Source organism: Spirulina subsalsa PCC 9445 (assembly GCF_000314005.1).
GTDB lineage: Bacteria > Cyanobacteriota > Cyanobacteriia > Cyanobacteriales > Spirulinaceae > Spirulina_A > Spirulina_A subsalsa.
Genome location: NZ_JH980292.1, coordinates 3,255,832 through 3,273,496 on the forward strand (window position 1 = coordinate 3,255,832; position 17,665 = coordinate 3,273,496).

The following is a 17,665-nucleotide window of genomic DNA, read 5'->3' on the forward strand; positions in this document are numbered from 1 at the left end:
ATGACTCCCGCAGAAATCCGTGACCGTATCCACCAAGCCGCCGCCGCTTGTATAGCCCAAGATGGGCAAGCCTTCGCCGCCCTCTTTCACCCCCACGGAGAGTTAATTTTACCCGGTTCTCGCATTGTGGGCAAAGAAGCAATCGAGCAAGTAACAACCAAATATTTAGGCACTTGTGAAAACATTAAAATTCAGATTCAGCGTGTGATAGTAGAGGGTCTGCAAGCAGTGGTTGAATGGTTATGGTTAGATGAGAAAAAATCCGGTCAATTTAGTTATGCTGAAAATGCTATTGTTGTAGATTTTAAAGCAGGTTTAATTGTCCGTTGGCGGGAATACACCGATACAAAAACCCAGTTTTGTCCTTTAGAAAACATTTCCTAGAGTAATTTGGGGGGAAAAGTGTAACCCAACATTGATGATATTTTATTGGGTTTCCTGCTCCACTGCACCCAACCTAGGACTAACTATGTTTATAATGAAATCTGAATGTGACTCATTGAGAGAGGTTTCCGCTTTGATTGCTGCTGCTGCCTTATCCTCCCCCACTACATCTCAGACCCAATGGCACTGGAAAACTTGGGAAGGTTTACCTTACCTGACCTGTGAACTGTTAAAAGACTGGTCACATGGTTTTTTTACCCAAGGCTTTTATCCCCATACACCTGAAACCTTAGTCGGTATTTTACAACCCGAAGCTACCCCTTATCGACTCAAACAAGTTCACGGTAATCGAGTGTTAACACCTAGTGAAATTGAACGGGAAAAACAACAATTAACTGAGCAAGAATTCCCCTCCGCCGATGGGAGTTTAACGGAAAGGGAAAACCAAGCGGTTTGGGTGGCCAGCGCCGATTGTACTCCGGTGTTAATTGGGGATGTGGCCACAGGACGGACGGCGGCACTCCATGCGGGATGGCGGGGAACCGCGCAAAAGATTGTCCCTGAAGCTGTCTCCCGTTTTCTCGCCTCGGGGAGCCAGTTAGATGATTTGCGAGTGGCACTGGGGCCAGCCATTGCTGGGGAAGTTTATCAGGTGACGGAAGGGGTGGCGGCAGAGGTTGGCTCTAGTTTAATCAAAAATGGGGAAACAGAGGCATTAGAGGGGATTATAGAGCAGTTACAGAGCCTTTCTAGCCCCCCCATCCATCCCGATCCTGAGCCGGGACGGGTGCGTTTAGATGTGCGGCGGGTCAATGCCTTGCAATTAGAGCAGTTAGGGTTCACTCCGGAGCAAGTGGCGATCGCACCCTGTTGTACCTATCAACAACCCGATTACTTTTTCTCCTACCGTCGCACGAACCAGAAAAAGGTGCAGTGGTCAGGCATTGTCAGCCGTTAGCCCCGAGACGGGAAGCCCCGCGCTCTATAGGTAGGGCTTGCTGAATAAGTCCGAGAGTTGGGGAATCGGGAGTCGGGAGTCGGGAGTCGGGAGTCGGGAGTCGGGAATCGGGAGATTGCCTCTCCCCTGCTCCCCTGCTCCCCCTCCCCCGTTCCCTGTTTTCCACCCAGAGTCGAGTTATTCAGCAAGCCCTAGGTAACTCATGAGCGTCGGGGGTACGTCCCAAGATTAGAACAAATGGTCAAACTATGTTTAGAAATGTGTCAGATTTGAGAGAGGATGCAGAGGATTAAGGGAAAACGTGATACCTTCTAGGGCAGTTGGTTTATCATTCAATCTTAGGAGGACAAAGACCTTGGCTGCGAATGTTTCTGAAAACACTCCCGATATGTTCCAAGAGGATCTGAGTGAGTATGTGGCTCATCTACAACTTCACATGGCGTTACAAGCACGCAACTTAGTTCCTTCCTTGAATCCCTCTCTCCATTCCCTAGAAGATAGTCGCCAGCAATTACTCCACGAAACTCAAGCCAATTTTGAGAAACTCATCTCTCGTCAAACTGCCTAGTAATCCCGTTTTGTTGATCCCGGTTTGTCAAGCTCTCTGAATTGGACAAGATTGGGAGATAACCTACAATCAAACTAGATTTTGTAAGTTTTGAGCAGCTTCGTTGAGTTGCTGTGTGCTAATTTTTGTTTGTGCGATGCCACTGACGGTCTGGACAGTGGCTTCATTAATGCTGTTGGTTGCCTTAACCACTTGTTGAATAGCAATAGACTGTTGAACGGTAGTTGAGGAAATATGTTGATTGCTCACCACAATATTTTCCACCGCGTCTGCTACTTTAATAAAAACGGTAGCGGTTTCTTCCCCCAAATCAACCCCAGTGTCGATTGTTTGTACTCCTTGATTCATCACAATAATGGTTGAACTGATGGATCCTTGAATCTTTGTGGCAAGGGTATTAATTTTAGCGGCCGACTGCTTACTTTGATCCGCCAGTTTGCGAATTTCTGAAGCCACCACATTAAAGCCTTTGCCATACTCCCCAGCGCGCACAGCTTCCACCGAAGCATTTAAGGCTAACATATTGGTTTGAGCGGCGATATTTGTCACCACTCCGGCTATATTACTGATTTGATCCGTGTTCTCTTTTAATTGTTCAATTTGTGCAGTAATCGTAGCAATTTGTTGTTGTAATTGACTCATACTCAGGCGGTTTTTTTGTACTACTTCTTTCCCTTGTGCGGCAAGGTTAAGGGTTTGTTTTGCTTCACTTAAGGCATTGTCGGCTTGTTCGGCACATTTGCGCGCTGAAGCGCTTAACTCATCAATAGTCGCTGTAGTTTCGTGAATAGAACTCGCTTGGTGATTGGCGAGGGATTCATGTTGAGCGGCGGCTGTAGCGATTTCGGCCGATGAACTGGCGATCGCACCTGTTACCTCTTCAATAGGTCGCATAATTACCTTACTCACAGTCCAAGATACCCAAGAACCCACCCCAATAGTTAAAAACATCCCAAACCAATTCATGAAGTTAATCCAGAATTCTATTCGTTTTACGGTTTCTTCTCGCTGGGCTAAAAGTTCGTCTTCAACGGTTGCCATTTCTGCAATTTTTGCCCGAATCTGTTCCATAATTTGGTTGCCTATTCCAGAGGAAATATGATTAATCAGCACGTCTTCCTGACCAGCTTGTTTGAATTGAATTGTTTTTCTTAGATCCTCAAATTTAGAGTTTTGTAGCACTCGTAACTCTGATAATCGCTGCACCTGATCCGGAATAGTTGCCATGTTACTTTCGAGGTTTCTAAAATATTCTGGAGCCAGCACTTGAGCTTGATAGTAAGGTTCAAGAAAGCTTTCGTTTCCCGTTAATAAAAAACCCCGTTCCCCCGTTTGCGCATCTACCAGATTTTTTTCAAGCAATCTTAAGTTCAATTTAACTTCATAGGTATGAATAACCCAATCTCTCGCTTCTTTAGAAATCCTGTTTCCCCATTCCTCCGCGATGGCGTTGATGCTGACTAAGACAAACACTAAGCTAAAGCCTAAAGGGACAACCTGTTTAATTTTCATGGTGCATTATTCCAATATATTGGAGTTTGGTCATGTTTTAAGCTCATGACCTTTAAATCGTAGTATAAGACTCTTTACTAAATGAGAAATTAAATATGCTTTTTTTTTAAGTTTCTTCTGGCTTTAAAAAAACTTTTAACAAGTGCGTCAAGCTTTACGAAAAATTGATTGAGTGTTTTCTCTGAGTTTTTGTAAAGATTAAACGATCCCAAATCTAGTAAAAATACTGTTTAACCGACTCATCAGATCAAATTTTTTAGGTCACGAATTATAATCAAATGATGGAGAGAAGTGTTATGAGAAATGGCTCATTTTTCTCAGACAATTGACTTAAGTTGCCCTTTTGTTCACCAAGTCCTAAGCTAAAATGGGGACTAGACCATTCTTTTCTTGATCTATATATTAACGGTGATCCAAACCTTCCTAAAACGCCAGCAAGGTCTGCAATTTATCGCTTTTATATTTTTTGGGCTATGTTTAGCATTAGGGCTGTTCCTGCTTCAAATAGCCGCCTCTAGTACAACAATTAACAGCCCCTTCACCCCCAAAATTCATCCCCTACCGCCCTCCTTAGCGCAATGGTCAGATCCCGAGGGCAGTGGGGATTATTTTGAGGAAATCGAACGAACTCCGGCCGGGTATTTGGTCTGGTCACGGTTTCCTGTCAGGGTGTATCTTGAACCTGTACCGGAGAAGGGGGATGATCAAGGTCAAAAGTGGATTGATGCCATTCATCAGGCAATGGAGGAGTGGGGGGAATACTTGCCTTTAGTGGAGGTGGAGGAGCGGGACCAGGCGGATATTGTTTGGTTGCGATCGCGCCCTCCCATTCGCCCCACCCTTGACCGAGACAACCGCCGTCTAATCATCCCCCACAGCCGGAACGCCGAGGCTACCTATGAATTCGACTTTCAGGACAACACCCTGATTCATCGCTTCATCATCCAACTCACCCCCCACCAAAGCCCCCATCTCACCCTTGGCACGGCCCGTCATGAATTAGGCCACGCCCTGGGCATTTGGGGTCACAGTCCCCTCGAAGGGGATGCTCTCTATAGCACCCAAGTCCGCACCCCTCCCCCCATTTCTCCTCGGGATGTGAACACCTTAAAAAAAATCTATCAACAACCCACCTTATTAGGTTGGAGACTGGAAGAATTAGGCTAAGGAATAGGGAATAGACATCTCCCCCTCTCCCCTGCTCCCGACTCCCCCCTCTAGCCTGAATTAATCAGCCTTAGTTCAGACCATATTTTTCAACGACTGGGCCGCCTCATTGAGTTGCTGAGTCCCTAACTTGGTTTGACTAATCCCAGAAGCAGTTTCTTTCGCGCCTTGATTAATGGTGTTCATGGCCTCAATAACCTGTTGAATAGCTACAGACTGCTGCTTGATGTTGAGGGAAATTTGCTGATTGCTTAACACTACATTATTCACCGCTTGGGCAACTCCGGCAAAAGCATCGGCGGTGCTTTGGGTGATTTGTACCCCACTTTCTACGGTGCGAGTGCCTTCGTCGGTGACTATGACGGTGGAGTTGATGGAATTTTGAATCTCTCGCACTAAATCATTAATTTTTCCGGCGGATTGCTTACTCTGATCCGCTAGTTTACGGATTTCTGTGGCCACGACGGAAAATCCTCGACCATGTTCTCCCGCACGCACAGCCTCTACTGCCGCGTTGAGGGCTAACATATTGGTCTGATTGGCTAAATCCGATACCAGTTGGGAAATTGAGCCAATTTGGGTGGTCTGTTCACTCAGACGAAGAATTTGCTCCGCGATCGCTTCTACTTTTGTCCGCAACAAGTGCATCCGTTCTAAAGTCTGATCCACAGCTTGGGTTCCCCCATCCGACAACTGCAACGCCTGACGAGCCGCACTGGTAGCGGCTTCCGCCTGTTCAGAAGACTGGCGAGCCGATACCCCTAATTCATCCATCGTGGTAGTGGTTTGATTTACTGAGGCCGCCTGTTGACTAGCGGTTCTTTCTTGTTGCTCAATGGTTGAAGCAATTTCACTGGTGGAACTAGCCAGACTGTTGGCGGTGGAGTTCATCCTTTGGGAAATAGTATGAATGACCCACCCCGCAACCCCAACAGCAATCACAACCGATAAAATCGTGGCCGCTAGAACGATAGTCACCAGTAAATTTAAACTTTGTTCACTAGAGCGAGCATTTTCTTGAAGAATCTCCTGTTCACGAGCTTTTAAACGATTCAAGAGGTTCGTAATGGCTTCTGATTGGCTGCGTCCCTGGTCAGTACGCCAGCGTTCAATGGCTTCTGGGGTTCTCCCCTGATCGACTAAAACAATTAAATTATTGTTAATCTGTTCTAAAGCTGTGAGTTCTGCGCGAATTTGAGCAAAGGTTTGTTGTTGCTGAGGATCTAGCATGATGCGATTTAGGGTTTGTATCTCCTGTTGCGCCAAACTTTGAGCCGTTCGGTAGGAACTGAGGGAAATACTATTGCGATCCAATAAATATCCCCGCACGGCTCTAGACATGACTTGTACATTAAAGCCAAAATTGCCAATGGCTGATTCGATCTGAGTTCGCGCTACAAGGTCATTAGAATTTCTCTGGACAACTTGTGCTTGTGCCACAATCAGAATCGCTGAAATAATCCAGAGAAACAATGGAATGGAATAGCCTAGAATAATCCAATTGCGTAGTCGGAAGTCGGAAAAGTTTTGTGACAGTATAAAACTACTGGGTAAATTGAGATGATGAGATTTATCTTGCATTTTTAACTCCTATGGTTGCCGTTTCCCCTGAATCGAATTTTGGCAACGACTTATAACTGTTTATTGAATTCTGATTCGAGTTTTGGCAGAATTACTGAATGGTTTCATCAACGACTAAGTTTCCTTTGAGTAACATTTTTTCTAGGTCTAAAATGCTCATCATTTTGTCTTGATATACCGCAGCACCTAGCAGATATTCGTCATTGATGGAGTGAATGGCTGTGGGAACTGTAGTAATATTACGGGGATCGAGTAATAAGACATCATAAATCCCTTCGACTAACACACCAATCACTAATTCCCCGGCTTCAATCACCATAGCTTGTTTCGCGTCTTCCCAAGGAATGGCTGGTAAATTGAGAACTTGTGCCACATCGAGTAAGGTGACAATTTCCCCTCTCAGGTTGATATTCCCGACGAAATAAGGCGGACAACAAGGAATGGGGGTAACTTGATCAATTTCTGTAAACTCACGCACAATTTTCAAGTCAATACCAAAGAATTCTTTACCGAAACTAATCACCGCTAAAGGTTTAAATCCTTTAAGATTTTCGGTGGTAGCAACTTGTCTTAAGTGTTCTGCCCTCTCCTGAAAAATTTGGCGTATTTCAGGGGTGGCACTAGGACAGAAAACCCGCCATTCTAAGAGTCTGCCTTCTTGATCTCGTCCTGCCATTTCGTCGAGTTCTTCGGCATTAAGGGACAAGGTTTTTTGTATAACTTGAGTGGGATGAGCTTCTAAGCTATGCACCAATATCTCGACATTGAGTAAACTAATAATGTCATTTCTGCTATGAGCAATGCCTTTATATAAAGGGATACTTTCTTCTGCTAAATCTTCAGTAGAGTAGCTCAATTTTTGGGTGATTTCTGCCGGAGGAATCGCCCGAACTTCTAGGACTTGATTAACAATAATCCCTAAACGTAATTTATGAAATTTTAAGATGATTAAACTGTCCGTGAGTTGGTACTCTGGGGGATGATACCCAAAGCGTAAATGAAGATCCATCACGGGAATAATATCTTCGCGCAAATTAATCACCCCGACAATTTCTCTGGGAGTATCGGTAATCGGGGTTAATTCTGGCAAGAAAAAAATCTCTTCAACAAGACTTGTTTCAATTCCATATAAAGATTGATTCAAACGAAAGAGTAAATAACTTTGTTCGAGGAGATCGACTGGTACAGATTCTAAGGTGTTAATCATGGCTACTTAAGGGTAATGATTACAGACCAACTGTTTTGGCTATCCATCCATTAAGGATGAGGGTTCAGGATTGAGAGGATCAAGATTAGCTGACCAATTTGTTAAAAAGGTATCGGTCAAAAAGTCAGATGAGGACATCTGGTTAAGATCGGAGTCTAAGGAATGGGAGGGGGAGGTGAGAGGAGTGGAGAACTGTTTTTGTAAGTTCAATGCGGTTTTATACATTTTTCGCGCCCGTTTTTGATCTCCCTCTTGTTGATAGAGATGACTAAGTTGATAATAGGCATTGATGGCGTTTGGATCCAAATAGATAATCCGTTTATATAAATACTTTGCTTCTTCAGTATCCCCTTTTTCTTCAGAGATGTGGGATAGGAGGTAATAAAATGCAACAGAAAGGGGATCTTTTTCTAAGGCTTGTTGACAAAAGTAACAAGCTTGATCATATTGCCCCGTATTAGCATGAATATGGGCTAAAAGATAATAAGCGAGGAGGTTATCTGGATATTTTTCCAAGACTTGATTGGCTTTTTCTATGGCCAGAGGATACTGTTTTTCTTGGAAAAGTTGATGGGCTTGTTGAAGGAGTTCCTGGGGTGAAATGATGGGGGGTTGGGTTGGAGGGGGTGGGTTAACGGGATTCACCACATAGCCATTGGGTGGGGTGGGATTAGTAATGGGGGTGATGAGGGGAGGCGGTAAGAGGGGAGGGATCAGGATTTCTTCCCTTGGGCTGTGGCTGTAGGGTTGTTTCTGGTAGAGGATGGATTCGGAGAAAATGTGGCTCTGAAATCCGGTCATGTTTTGACCATAGAGTTCTGCATGACCTGTAAGCAGGTATCCCCCGGGTTTCAGGGCTTTGTGGAATCGTTTCAGGACTTGGGCGATCGCATCGGGCTGAAAATAAATAAAAACATTGCGACAAATAATCAGATCAATATCTCCAGAAAATTCAAGCTTGTTATTGGGACTGGTTTGCAGCAGATTCAAAAATTCAAATCTGACGAAAGCACGGATATCCTCACGAATTTGATAGCCTTGTTGATGGAGAGCAAAATACTCTTGTTGGATGTGAGGTTTAATCATGCGGAAAGACCAAGAGCTATACAGTCCTTCTCTCGCTCGATGCAACGCTTGATAATTAATATCTGTCCCCAAAACAAGGGCGTTCCATTGGTGGCGGTTGGGTAATAGTTGATCCAAAAGGATGGCGAGGGAGTAGGGTTCTTCTCCGGTAGAACACCCAGCACTCCAAATTTTCAGGGTTCGGTTGTGGTGATTCTGTCGAAGGAGTTGGGGGATAATTTGCTTTTCTAGCAGGGAAAATTGACCCTGATCTCGAAAAAAATAACTTTCAGTGTTGGTTAATAAAACAGCGAGTTCTTGCCATTCCTGAAACGCATTGACGTTGTGTTCTAACAAGAAATGATAGTAGTCTTCCAAAAAATAAATTTTCAACTGTTCCATTCGTTGAAACAGTTTTCGGGTAAAATTGGTTTTGTCTTCGGATCTGACTTTGATTCCTGTGTAATGGGAAACTAAGTCCGTGAATTTGGTAAATAAGTCAGAACTGATGTCGCTAGAAAACGGCATTGAAACTCCTTGGATGGTCTACTTCAGTTAGGTTAGCTTAATCTATAAATTTCCTTCGCTTGGATTTCAGCTTTTACGATGGCTAAGAGGGGGTTGTATGGGAATCTGAATGACAAACTGAGTGCCTTCGTTTGGTTTAGAAATACATTCAATTCTGCCGTGATGTTTTTCTACTACAATCTGATAACTAATGGCTAGTCCTAATCCGGTTCCTTTGCCTACAGGTTTGGTCGTAAAGAAGGGATCAAAAATATGATGCACTGTTTCAGGAGACATTCCAACGCCGTTGTCGGTAATGCGGATTAAAACATCTCCGCACATTAGACCTGTTTTTAGGTCAGGATGGGGATGTTGGGGGTGGGGTATTACTTCTGTACTAATAGTAATACAATGGGGTTCAGGGCTATTTTCTAGGGCATCAATGCTATTACTGAGGATATTCATGAAGACTTGGTTTAACTGCCCGGCATAACATTCAACTTGAGGCAATTTTGCGTATTTTTTAACGACTTGGATTTCGGCTTTTTCTCCTTTGGCTTTTAATCGATTGTGTAAGATTAAGAGGGTGCTATCAATGCCTTCATGAATATCAACGGGTTTCATGTCGGCTTGATCTAAACGGGAGAAGTTCCGCAGAGAAAGCACAATCTGCCGGATGCGTTCGGCTCCAATTTGCATGGAGGCGAGGGTTTTGGGTAGGTCTTCGATGATGAATTCTAGGTCAATTTCATCGGCGAGTTCTTCGATAGTTTCATTGGGTGTAGGGTAGGTTTCTTGGTAGAGACTGACCAGTTTCAGTAAGTCTTCTACATATTCACTGGTATAGCTTAAATTCCCGGAAATGAAGTTTACGGGATTGTTAATTTCGTGGGCAATGCCTGCGATCATTTGACCCAAACTGGACATTTTTTCGGTTTGGATGAGTTGGGATTGGGTGCGTTTGAGTTCTTGGATGGTGAGTTCGAGTTGTTGGGCTTGGGTTTGGGCGGCGAGGGCGGCGGCGCGGGTTTGGGCGAAGAGTTCGGCTTGATCAATGGCGAGGGCGAGTTGATCGACGACGGCTTGTAGGAGTTCGATGTCGGGCTCACTCCAATGGCGGGAGCCGAGGTCGTTCATACAGGCGATCGCACCCAGATGATTCGACCGGGTTTTGAGGGGAATCAGCAGGATGGACTGAATATGAAAGCTTTGCAGTAGTTCGAGAAAGTCCGCGCTTTGGGTGGTGTTTTCGCCGAGCAAGAGGGGTTGATGGATGTCGTCAATCCTCAGTAGGTTAAGGCTTTCGATTTGTTGGGCAAGCCAGAGTAGTTTTTCTGGGGGACAGTTGGCGATCGCACTGGCGGGTTTATTTGTGCCTCGGGCTTCGTGGCTAACGGTGAGGCTGAGTTGATTTCCTTGACTCCAACACCAGAGATAACTACACCAGTCTACTTGTAGGAGATGGCGAATTTCCTGCACGGCCGTCCCCAAAATGGTGTCTAAATCTAAGGAGTTGCGGATTTGATTCGCTAGACGGAAGAGCAGGGCTTCCCGTCGAGAGAGCAAGGCTTGACGGGCCCAGCATCGGTCAATGGCAATGGCTAAATAGTCGGCAATGGTGGCAATGGCTTCATGGGTGATTTTATCAAGGGCTTGGTAACACCACAGGGCAATCACCCCCACGAGGCGATCTTCTACCACTAAAGGATACCCCACCAGATGGAGTTTAGCCTTAGCGTTATTCCGTCGCCCGTCCATTTGGCAAAATAGGGGGTCTGCTTTAATATCAACGTTGATTGAGGGGGTTTTAGAGTTAGTTTCCCCAAAAGGGGCAAACACCAGATCATGAATGGGCTGCCGTGACAAGGCCAGAGAACCCAGAATTGAGTTACTGGTGGGCAGGTAGGTAACGGTCAGTAGTTCATTTTGAGCCAGGGAAGGTTCTGCATCGGGGTGAAGGGTGACGGCCTGAAGTTCGAGGCTTTCCACTTGGCTGTTATAGCTCCAGATGGCCGCTCCGGCGGCGTTTAACTGCTCTACTAAGACCTCGCTGCTGAGGGTGAGGCTCTCTTTGATCGAGTGGGCATGAACCAGGGCGCGACCAATTTCGGCTTCTAAGGTGGCTAGGCGCGATCGCTCAAATAACATCGCCTCCACTTGACGGCGCTCTGTAGTATCCCGCAAACACACCGAAATCCCGTCCAAATAGGGAGCAAGCTGCACCTCCACCCAACGCCGCCCCACCGGGAAAAAAGCCTCAAAATGAGTCCCTTGATGGGTTTGAACCACTTGCCGATATTCCTGTTCAAAGGTGGTTTCTAATAATTCCGGGAAGACTTCCCAAATACACTGATTTAATAAATCTCGCTTAGTTTTGCCTAATAGTTTTTCGGCGGCACTATTTAAGGAAATAAATCGCCATGCGCCATCCAACACAAAAAAGGCATCACTAATGGTTTCTAAAATTTGGATATTCATGAAGCTTACAACCATCCCACATACTCCCGCAATTGACTGTCCCTCTGACCCCAAGTTTTTTCCCCTTGGGCGAGGAGATTAGCTACCTTAAAAATGAAATTTGGCAGATGACTCCGAATTGATTCCGACTACACATCCTGTGAATGACCCAGTTTACAAGAACCCCATCGAACACTAGCATTAAAACCCTACAATCAGAGATTACAAGTTTACCCGGCAAGATTCCCCAAAATAATAACTGTCAGTTACTATTGAACCTTGATTTACTCTCCTGAATTGTTGCATTTTATTAAGATTAGTTGACGTTGTGGTAGATTAATAGTAATGGATTAACCTAACAGGAAGAGAGAGAAAGTATAAGTTGAAGAAATTAAACGAAAGTTTAAGCCTAAGACTCAAGACAACAAGATGTGCTTTGCTCAACCAAGCGTGATCCCCTTTTGATCCTATACTTCCTATTATTCCTCATCTGCGACATGATCTCCAGCCTGATCCGAGTAGCTTAATTGAATCTTTCAGAACCTCCTAAGAAACGCCAAAAAAGTTATCCATTTTTTCATCTTGTCAGAGATAAAACCTATTGATTTGCCCAAACTGTCACAAAAAGTTACATCCCGAAGCTAAAAATAAAGTCTTGTACCTTTTTTTACAGAGAGGGGATAGAGTCATGAGACATTTGGGACAATAGAGTTATCCCCAAAAACGGATTACGAATCATAATGCAAGATCATCCTGGCTGGAGGGATTGAGATGTCTGGAACTGCAAGTTATGCTCTAACCATTTTGGCTGTTGATGACAGCCCCATTATGCGCAAAATGTTACAACAGATTCTACAAACGCAATACAACGTCGTGGTGGCAGATAATGCGGTAGATGCCCTATCTGTGATTTACCATCAAGCCGTAGATTTACTCTTGTTGGATGTCACCATGCCGGGGGTAGATGGCTTAGAACTCTGCCGTACAGTGCGCAGTTTGCCCCAATTTCAGGCTTTACCCATTATTATGCTGACAGCTAGAGACGGGACTTTTGATAAAGTACAAGGGCGTTTAGCGGGAGCAACGGAATATTTAACAAAACCTTTTGATGAGCAGGAATTGCTGAGTACCTTAAAAAAGTTTCTGGGAGAGGATAAGGAGCAAACTTAACGCCAATGAATCACACTGATGGCGTGGACATCTGACTTCATGGGGGAATGCCTGAGCTTGGACGGGTATTCTGGTTTTGGTCTTACCCAAGATTTTGGGGCTAAAGCCCCGTCCTTCCGACGATGAGCTAACTGGGGGAACGGGTGGGAGATGTGGTAGAAACAGAAGAACTACTGGGCTGATTTTTTTGGGAGAGGAGTTCTAAAATCGAGGCTTTTTCGACTAGCCCTAAAACAGTTCCTTCTGGACTGATAACAGCGAGTTGTAAGGTTTTCTGTTCTTCAATGCGCTTGACTACTTCTAGGAGCGATTCGTTGGCGAAGACCGTTTGACTCATATCGGTTGGCTGCATTAAGTCCCGGACTTGGGTTTCTGTCCAGAGGGAGGTGGGGACTGTTTTGAGTTGGTCAACGGCCAATTCTCCCATGAGTTCTCCTGCTTCGTTCGTGACGAGAAAACGACTCCAAGGATTATGACCAATGACATAGTTATTGACAAACTCCCGCAGGCTTAAGTCCGCAGAAACGACGGGACTATTGGGGGTAATGGCATCTTCGGCGGTGTAGTGGTCGAGGGTTTCTTGCACTTGGGCAGATTGGGCAGAGAGTCCGGCATTTTGCAGCAGGAATAGCCCGATTAAGAGGGTCCAGAAACTGCCATAGGAGCTAATGCCTAAAATGCCGAGTAGCCCTAAGAGGATGCCGAACATCCCCACCCCTTGACCGACGCGACTGGCGTAGAGTAGACCTTTATTGGGGTTGCCTGTGACTTGCCAGACGAGGGCTTTGAGGATGTTTCCCCCGTCGAGGGGTAGGCCGGGGATGAGGTTGAAAATCCCCAGGACGAGGTTAATACTAGCCAGAAGGGAGAGGAGTCCGGTGAGGGGGAGGGGGAGGGGTAAATAAACGCCGAGGAGGGTAAAAACCACGCACAGGAGAAAACTAACGGCGGGGCCGGCGATGGCGATGAGGAAGGCTTTCAAGGGGGTGTCGGATTCTTTTTCCAACATGGCTAAACCCCCAAAGAGGAACAGGGTAATGGAGCGCACCTGAATTCCTTGGGAGAGGGCGGCGATACTATGGCCTAATTCGTGGGCCAGGACGGAGGCGAAGAGTAAAAGGGCGGTGCTTAAACCTAAGAGCGCGGCCACTAAGCCGTTGATTTGAGGAAAGTTGGCGAATTGTTGTCCGAATAACCAAGTGCCGAGGGCAAGGACAATAAACCACGAGGGATTGATAAAGAAGGGAATCCCTAGGATGCTGCCGACTTGGATGTTGTTACTGGTGCGATTCATGCTGGTTGTTGCCTCTTTTAACGTCCCACTTCTATAGTAGCGCAAAGCTTGAGGTTGCTTTTTGCGGGATTTTGTGCTAATCAGGTTAGGAAATCACGAAAATGGCGAAAAAACGGTGAATCTTGGCAGAAATTTGGGCGGGTGTTTGGGAGTGATGGCCTCTACGGTGGTGTTGGGAGGTCCGGTGTGGGCAGAATCTCAATTATTTTTAGCCTACCCTCCCCGGCAACATCAAACCAGTGCGGCTCAAATCTTTTTTATTGGTTCCGCGCCGCCTGAAGGGACGGTGACGATTAATGGGCAAGGGGTGGAACGGAGTCCGGGAGGGCATTTTGCGCCGAGTTTCCCCTTGCGGGTGGGGGAAAATCAGTTTACGTTGCGCTACGGAAATGAAACGGTTGGGGTGACGATTACCCGGGTGCCGAGTCAGCCTGTGTTGAGTCCGGGGAGTCCTTGGGTGTCGGAGTCGTTGCGTCCGAATCAAGACCTCGCCCGTTTGCCGGGGGAGCGGGTTTGTTTGGGGGTTTTGGCTCAACCAGATTCGACGGTAGGGGCGCGTTTGGGGGGAGAAAGGTTAATTTTGACCCCCCAACCGGTTCAAAAGGATTTACCGCCTAATGCGGCGGCTCTGGTGGCACAAAATGAACCGACTCCTCTGGTGTTAACTCAGTATCAGGGCTGTTTGGAAGGCGATCGCCCGGGTTTGTTAGGTGTGCCTGTATTTGAGATTACGGTGAATGGCACCCCTACGGTACAGGAGGGGGCGGGGACGATTCGCATTTTAGACCCGGAACAGTTGCAGGTGGTGGAGGTGACGGTTCCCCAAGGGGTGGCGCGCACGGGGCCCGGAACCGATTATTCTCGCCTAACGCCCCTCCCCCAAGGCACAAGGGCGGAAGTGACGGGACAGGAGGGGGAATGGTTGCGCTTGGATTACGGGGCCTGGATTCGGGGGAGTGAGACGCGGGTGCTACCGGGGGCGATGCCGCCTCAGTCGCGGATTCGCAGTGTACGTTCTCGCCCTCTCAATGGGACCACGGAAATCCGCTTTCCCCTACAGGTGCCGGTTCCGGTTTCCGTGCAACAAGGCGATCGCACTTTCACCCTCACCCTCCACAATACCATCGCCCAAACCGACACCATCGCCGTTGATCATGACCCCCTCATCCAGCGTCTAGACTGGCAACAAATCACCCCTACCCAAGTCGCCTACACCTTCCACCTGAGAACTGACCAGCAATGGGGTTATGATTTACGCTACGAAGGCAGCACCTTAATCCTCTCCCTCCGCCATCCCCCCCAAGTCGGGGAACAACTCCAAGGAATGCGCATTCTGTTAGATCCCGGTCATGGCGGCGAAGAATTAGGCGCCCGCGGCCCCAATGGCTACCCGGAAAAATCAGTCAATCTCACCGTTTCCCTCCTCTTGCGCGAGGCCTTAGAACGGCGGGGCGCTACTGTTTATTTAACCCGAGATCAGGATGTTTTTTTAGGACTCGCCGAACGAGTGACCATGATTAACCAACTCAAACCCGATCTCGCCCTCTCCGTCCACTACAACGCCCTCCCCGATGGCGGAGATGCCCTCAATACGGCGGGGGTGGGGATGTTTTGGTATCACCCCCAAGCCCATGATCTATCGGTTTTTTTACACGACTATCTCGTTGAAACCCTAGATCGTCCCTCCTACGGCGTATTTTGGAATAACCTCGCCCTGACTCGCCCCCATACGGCCCCCTCCATCCTCTTAGAATTGGGGTTTATGATTAACCCCATCGAGTTTGAATGGATTATGGACAGTCGGGAACAGCGCCGATTAGCGGATACCTTGGCCGAAGGGATTATGACCTGGTTTCACTCTCTCGGGTCAGGGGAGGAGACTAACACAAGTCCTCAATAACTTGACGATATTCGCTTTTTGGTTTGACTCCCCGTAACTCCACCAACATTTCCTTATCCTGAAAAAACTGGACAATGGGGGTGCCGATAATCTGGGCATCATCGGCAATTTCCGGATCTACATCCACATCAATCTCGACAAAGTGGATTTTGTCCTCAAACTCATCCACGACTGAATCTAGAATCGGTTTGAGGGTACGACAGGGGCTACAGTGGGCGGCCATGTATTTGACCACTAAAAGGCGATCGCTTTCATGGAATAATCTCCGTAAAGCATAGCCCCCCACGTGCCTTGTCGCTTCCAGAGAAAAGGTGACTTGAGATGGATCAATCCCCTTTTCCTCCTCCGATTTAACATTAGATTGACTCATGCTTTCTACCTAAATCATAATAAATCTATATTGTCAGCATAGCATTTCCCGGTTTTTCCGCCTAACCTTTTGCAAACCTCAATAAACCCGATAGGATAGAAAAGGAGTTTTCAGGGGTTAATCCACCACAATGAGTGAAAATCAATCTCAACCCATAGAGCAAGAATTGCTTGATCAAGAATTAGTTGATCAGGGATTAATGGATAAAATTCGCCAACAATTTGATTTCGGTCCTTATCCCAGAGTCCCTGTAGAAGTTGACCCTAAACGTTTTCCAGAACGGCTTTATACCCACAATCTCACCACCGCTTATTATTTGCGCAATCAGCAAGTTATTTCTCCCGAAAATCAGACCATTTTAGACGTAGGCTGCGGCACAGGTTTCACCTCATTAATCCTTGCCGAAGCTAACCCCAGAGCCAAAGTCATCGGCATAGATATTTCCCCTAAATCTATTGAATTAGCGCAAAAAAGAATTGAATATCACAGCAAGCAAGACCAGTGTGAATTTCATGTTTTATCCGTCGATGAACTCGGTCAATTGCCCTATGAATTTGATTATATTAACTGTGACGAAGTTCTTTATATACTCCCTGACCAAGTAGCCGCACTAAACCAGCTAAAAGCTCAACTCAAACCCACTGGAATTATACGGTCTAACTTACACAGTAAAGCCCAGCGCTTCAGAATTTTTCAAGTGCAGAAAATGTTTAATATGATGGGCTTTATGGATAAAGAAGTAGACGACACTGATATTGATACAGTCATCGACATTATGCAATCCTTGAAAGACAATGTAATTATTAAAAATGCTACTTGGTCAGAGGACTATGCAGACGAAAGCAAAAGAAAAGAATTAGTCATCGAAAATTATCTATTTAAAGGAGATAAAGGCTATGAAATTACGGATATGTTCAACTTTTTAGAACAAGCCAATCTAGAGTTTATCAGTATGATCAACTGGCGACAATGGCAACTGAACGACCTATTTAAAGAACCGGATAACTTGCCTATATTCCTGGCATTGAGTTTACCAGAAATCACGATTCAGGAACAACTACAACTCTTTGAGGTGCTGCAACCTATTCATCGACTTTTAGACTTTTGGTGTGGTCATCCGGGGGCAGGGATTGAGTTCTTGCCTGTTTCAGAATGGAGTGACCCAGACTGGTATAATTGCCGGGTACATCTCCATCCTCAACTGAGGCGAACCGACGTTAAAGACGCTTTAAATATCTGCTGCCAAAATCAACAATCCTTTCCCCTGCATTCTCATCTTCCCATTGCAGGAAGTCAACCCATTTCCCTTGAAATTACCTTAGCCACTTGTTTATTTTCTCAACTGCTTACTGCACCCCAATCTCTCCCGGTACTCCTTGAGCAGTGGAAACGACTCCATCCCGTTGATTTAGAAACATTAGAACCCACATCCGACGAGGATAGTTTTAGCTTGATGAAAAAGACACTCACCACCTTAGAAGCTTGTGGTTATATTTTACTAGAACGAGCTTAAATAGAACTAAAC

At 46.1% G+C, this 17,665-nt stretch carries 14 protein-coding genes and 1 pseudogene; 8 read left to right on the forward strand and 7 right to left on the reverse strand.

Annotated features, from left to right (window positions below):
- The 4 genes from SPI9445_RS0114820 to SPI9445_RS0114830 all read left to right on the forward strand — a co-directional run bounded on the left by SPI9445_RS0114820 (window position 1) and on the right by SPI9445_RS0114830 (window position 1,910).
- Window positions 1–384, forward strand: coding sequence for a nuclear transport factor 2 family protein (locus SPI9445_RS0114820; protein WP_017305550.1), 384 nt, complete (start codon window positions 1–3; stop codon window positions 382–384).
- Window positions 385–517: 133 nt separating this feature from the next.
- Window positions 518–1,342: a peptidoglycan editing factor PgeF gene (gene pgeF / locus SPI9445_RS0114825; RefSeq protein WP_017305551.1), complete on the forward strand. Its 825-nt coding sequence runs from the start codon at window positions 518–520 to the stop codon at window positions 1,340–1,342.
- A 57-nt stretch (window positions 1,343–1,399) separates the two neighbouring features.
- Window positions 1,400–1,537 (forward strand): hypothetical protein, encoded by a 138-nt coding sequence (locus tag SPI9445_RS30635; protein ID WP_164674528.1) that lies wholly within the window; start codon window positions 1,400–1,402, stop codon window positions 1,535–1,537.
- Window positions 1,538–1,730: 193 nt separating this feature from the next.
- Window positions 1,731–1,910: a hypothetical protein gene (locus SPI9445_RS0114830; RefSeq protein ID WP_017305552.1), complete on the forward strand. Its 180-nt coding sequence runs from the start codon at window positions 1,731–1,733 to the stop codon at window positions 1,908–1,910.
- A 69-nt stretch (window positions 1,911–1,979) separates the two neighbouring features.
- Here the strand turns inward: SPI9445_RS0114830 and SPI9445_RS0114835 are convergent, their stop codons facing one another.
- A complete protein-coding gene (locus SPI9445_RS0114835; RefSeq protein ID WP_017305553.1) occupies window positions 1,980–3,422 on the reverse strand; it encodes a methyl-accepting chemotaxis protein in 1,443 nt (480 codons plus the stop codon).
- 408 nt (window positions 3,423–3,830) lie between these two features.
- Here SPI9445_RS0114835 and SPI9445_RS0114840 point away from each other — a divergent pair, with 408 nt between their 5' ends.
- Window positions 3,831–4,589 carry a hypothetical protein gene (locus tag SPI9445_RS0114840; RefSeq protein WP_017305554.1) on the forward strand — a complete coding sequence of 253 codons (759 nt, stop codon included), beginning with the start codon at window positions 3,831–3,833 and terminating at the stop codon, window positions 4,587–4,589.
- 75 nt (window positions 4,590–4,664) lie between these two features.
- On the opposite strand, the gene SPI9445_RS0114845 is transcribed toward SPI9445_RS0114840, so the two are convergent.
- From SPI9445_RS0114845 to SPI9445_RS0114860, 4 genes are all read right to left on the reverse strand, one after another.
- Window positions 4,665–6,170, reverse strand: coding sequence for a methyl-accepting chemotaxis protein (locus SPI9445_RS0114845; RefSeq protein WP_017305555.1), 1,506 nt, complete (start codon window positions 6,168–6,170; stop codon window positions 4,665–4,667).
- Between the two features lie 91 nt (window positions 6,171–6,261).
- The gene (locus tag SPI9445_RS0114850) at window positions 6,262–7,377 is read right to left on the reverse strand and encodes a chemotaxis protein CheW (RefSeq protein WP_017305556.1); all 1,116 of its coding nucleotides are present in this window, start codon (window positions 7,375–7,377) and stop codon (window positions 6,262–6,264) included.
- A 39-nt stretch (window positions 7,378–7,416) separates the two neighbouring features.
- Entirely contained in the window at window positions 7,417–8,970 is a 1,554-nt protein-coding gene (locus tag SPI9445_RS27675; RefSeq protein ID WP_017305557.1) for a CheR family methyltransferase, read from the reverse strand.
- Window positions 8,971–9,036: 66 nt separating this feature from the next.
- On the reverse strand, window positions 9,037–11,427 hold the full coding sequence (locus tag SPI9445_RS0114860; RefSeq protein ID WP_017305558.1) for an ATP-binding protein: 2,391 nt from the start codon (window positions 11,425–11,427) through the stop codon (window positions 9,037–9,039).
- 750 nt (window positions 11,428–12,177) lie between these two features.
- Here SPI9445_RS0114860 and SPI9445_RS0114865 point away from each other — a divergent pair.
- Entirely contained in the window at window positions 12,178–12,576 is a 399-nt protein-coding gene (locus SPI9445_RS0114865) for a response regulator (RefSeq protein ID WP_017305559.1), read from the forward strand.
- 127 nt (window positions 12,577–12,703) lie between these two features.
- Here SPI9445_RS0114865 and SPI9445_RS0114870 read toward each other — a convergent pair whose 3' ends face one another.
- Window positions 12,704–13,870 carry a site-2 protease family protein gene (locus SPI9445_RS0114870; RefSeq protein WP_017305560.1) on the reverse strand — a complete coding sequence of 389 codons (1,167 nt, stop codon included), beginning with the start codon at window positions 13,868–13,870 and terminating at the stop codon, window positions 12,704–12,706.
- A 154-nt stretch (window positions 13,871–14,024) separates the two neighbouring features.
- Here SPI9445_RS0114870 and SPI9445_RS0114875 point away from each other — a divergent pair, with 154 nt between their 5' ends.
- The gene (locus tag SPI9445_RS0114875; RefSeq protein ID WP_052646677.1) at window positions 14,025–15,770 is read left to right on the forward strand and encodes an N-acetylmuramoyl-L-alanine amidase family protein; all 1,746 of its coding nucleotides are present in this window, start codon (window positions 14,025–14,027) and stop codon (window positions 15,768–15,770) included.
- Here the strand turns inward: SPI9445_RS0114875 and SPI9445_RS0114880 are convergent.
- Window positions 15,751–16,083: pseudogene (locus tag SPI9445_RS0114880) on the reverse strand (thioredoxin domain-containing protein); the annotation flags it as partial. The gene SPI9445_RS0114875 and the pseudogene SPI9445_RS0114880 sit on opposite strands and share 20 nt — an antisense overlap.
- 187 nt (window positions 16,084–16,270) lie before the next feature.
- On the opposite strand from SPI9445_RS0114880, the gene SPI9445_RS0114885 reads away from it, so the two are divergent.
- Window positions 16,271–17,653, forward strand: coding sequence for a class I SAM-dependent methyltransferase (locus SPI9445_RS0114885; RefSeq protein WP_017305563.1), 1,383 nt, complete (start codon window positions 16,271–16,273; stop codon window positions 17,651–17,653).
- The last annotated feature ends 12 nt before the right edge of the window (window positions 17,654–17,665 follow it).

What these genes read in the sequence shown, in the direction of transcription:
- SPI9445_RS0114820 (WP_017305550.1), top strand. Translation starts at nt 1, where the DNA reads ATGACTCCCGCAGAAATCCGTGACCGTATCCACCAAGCCGCCGCCGCT.
- SPI9445_RS0114830 (WP_017305552.1), top strand. Translation starts at nt 1,731, where the DNA reads ATGTTCCAAGAGGATCTGAGTGAGTATGTGGCTCATCTACAACTTCAC.
- SPI9445_RS0114835 (WP_017305553.1), bottom strand. Translation starts at nt 3,422, where the DNA reads ATGAAAATTAAACAGGTTGTCCCTTTAGGCTTTAGCTTAGTGTTTGTC.
- SPI9445_RS0114845 (WP_017305555.1), bottom strand. Translation starts at nt 6,170, where the DNA reads ATGCAAGATAAATCTCATCATCTCAATTTACCCAGTAGTTTTATACTG.
- SPI9445_RS0114850 (WP_017305556.1), bottom strand. Translation starts at nt 7,377, where the DNA reads ATGATTAACACCTTAGAATCTGTACCAGTCGATCTCCTCGAACAAAGT.
- SPI9445_RS27675 (WP_017305557.1), bottom strand. Translation starts at nt 8,970, where the DNA reads ATGCCGTTTTCTAGCGACATCAGTTCTGACTTATTTACCAAATTCACG.
- SPI9445_RS0114860 (WP_017305558.1), bottom strand. Translation starts at nt 11,427, where the DNA reads ATGAATATCCAAATTTTAGAAACCATTAGTGATGCCTTTTTTGTGTTG.
- SPI9445_RS0114865 (WP_017305559.1), top strand. Translation starts at nt 12,178, where the DNA reads ATGTCTGGAACTGCAAGTTATGCTCTAACCATTTTGGCTGTTGATGAC.
- SPI9445_RS0114870 (WP_017305560.1), bottom strand. Translation starts at nt 13,870, where the DNA reads ATGAATCGCACCAGTAACAACATCCAAGTCGGCAGCATCCTAGGGATT.
- SPI9445_RS0114875 (WP_052646677.1), top strand. Translation starts at nt 14,025, where the DNA reads ATGGCCTCTACGGTGGTGTTGGGAGGTCCGGTGTGGGCAGAATCTCAA.
- SPI9445_RS0114885 (WP_017305563.1), top strand. Translation starts at nt 16,271, where the DNA reads ATGAGTGAAAATCAATCTCAACCCATAGAGCAAGAATTGCTTGATCAA.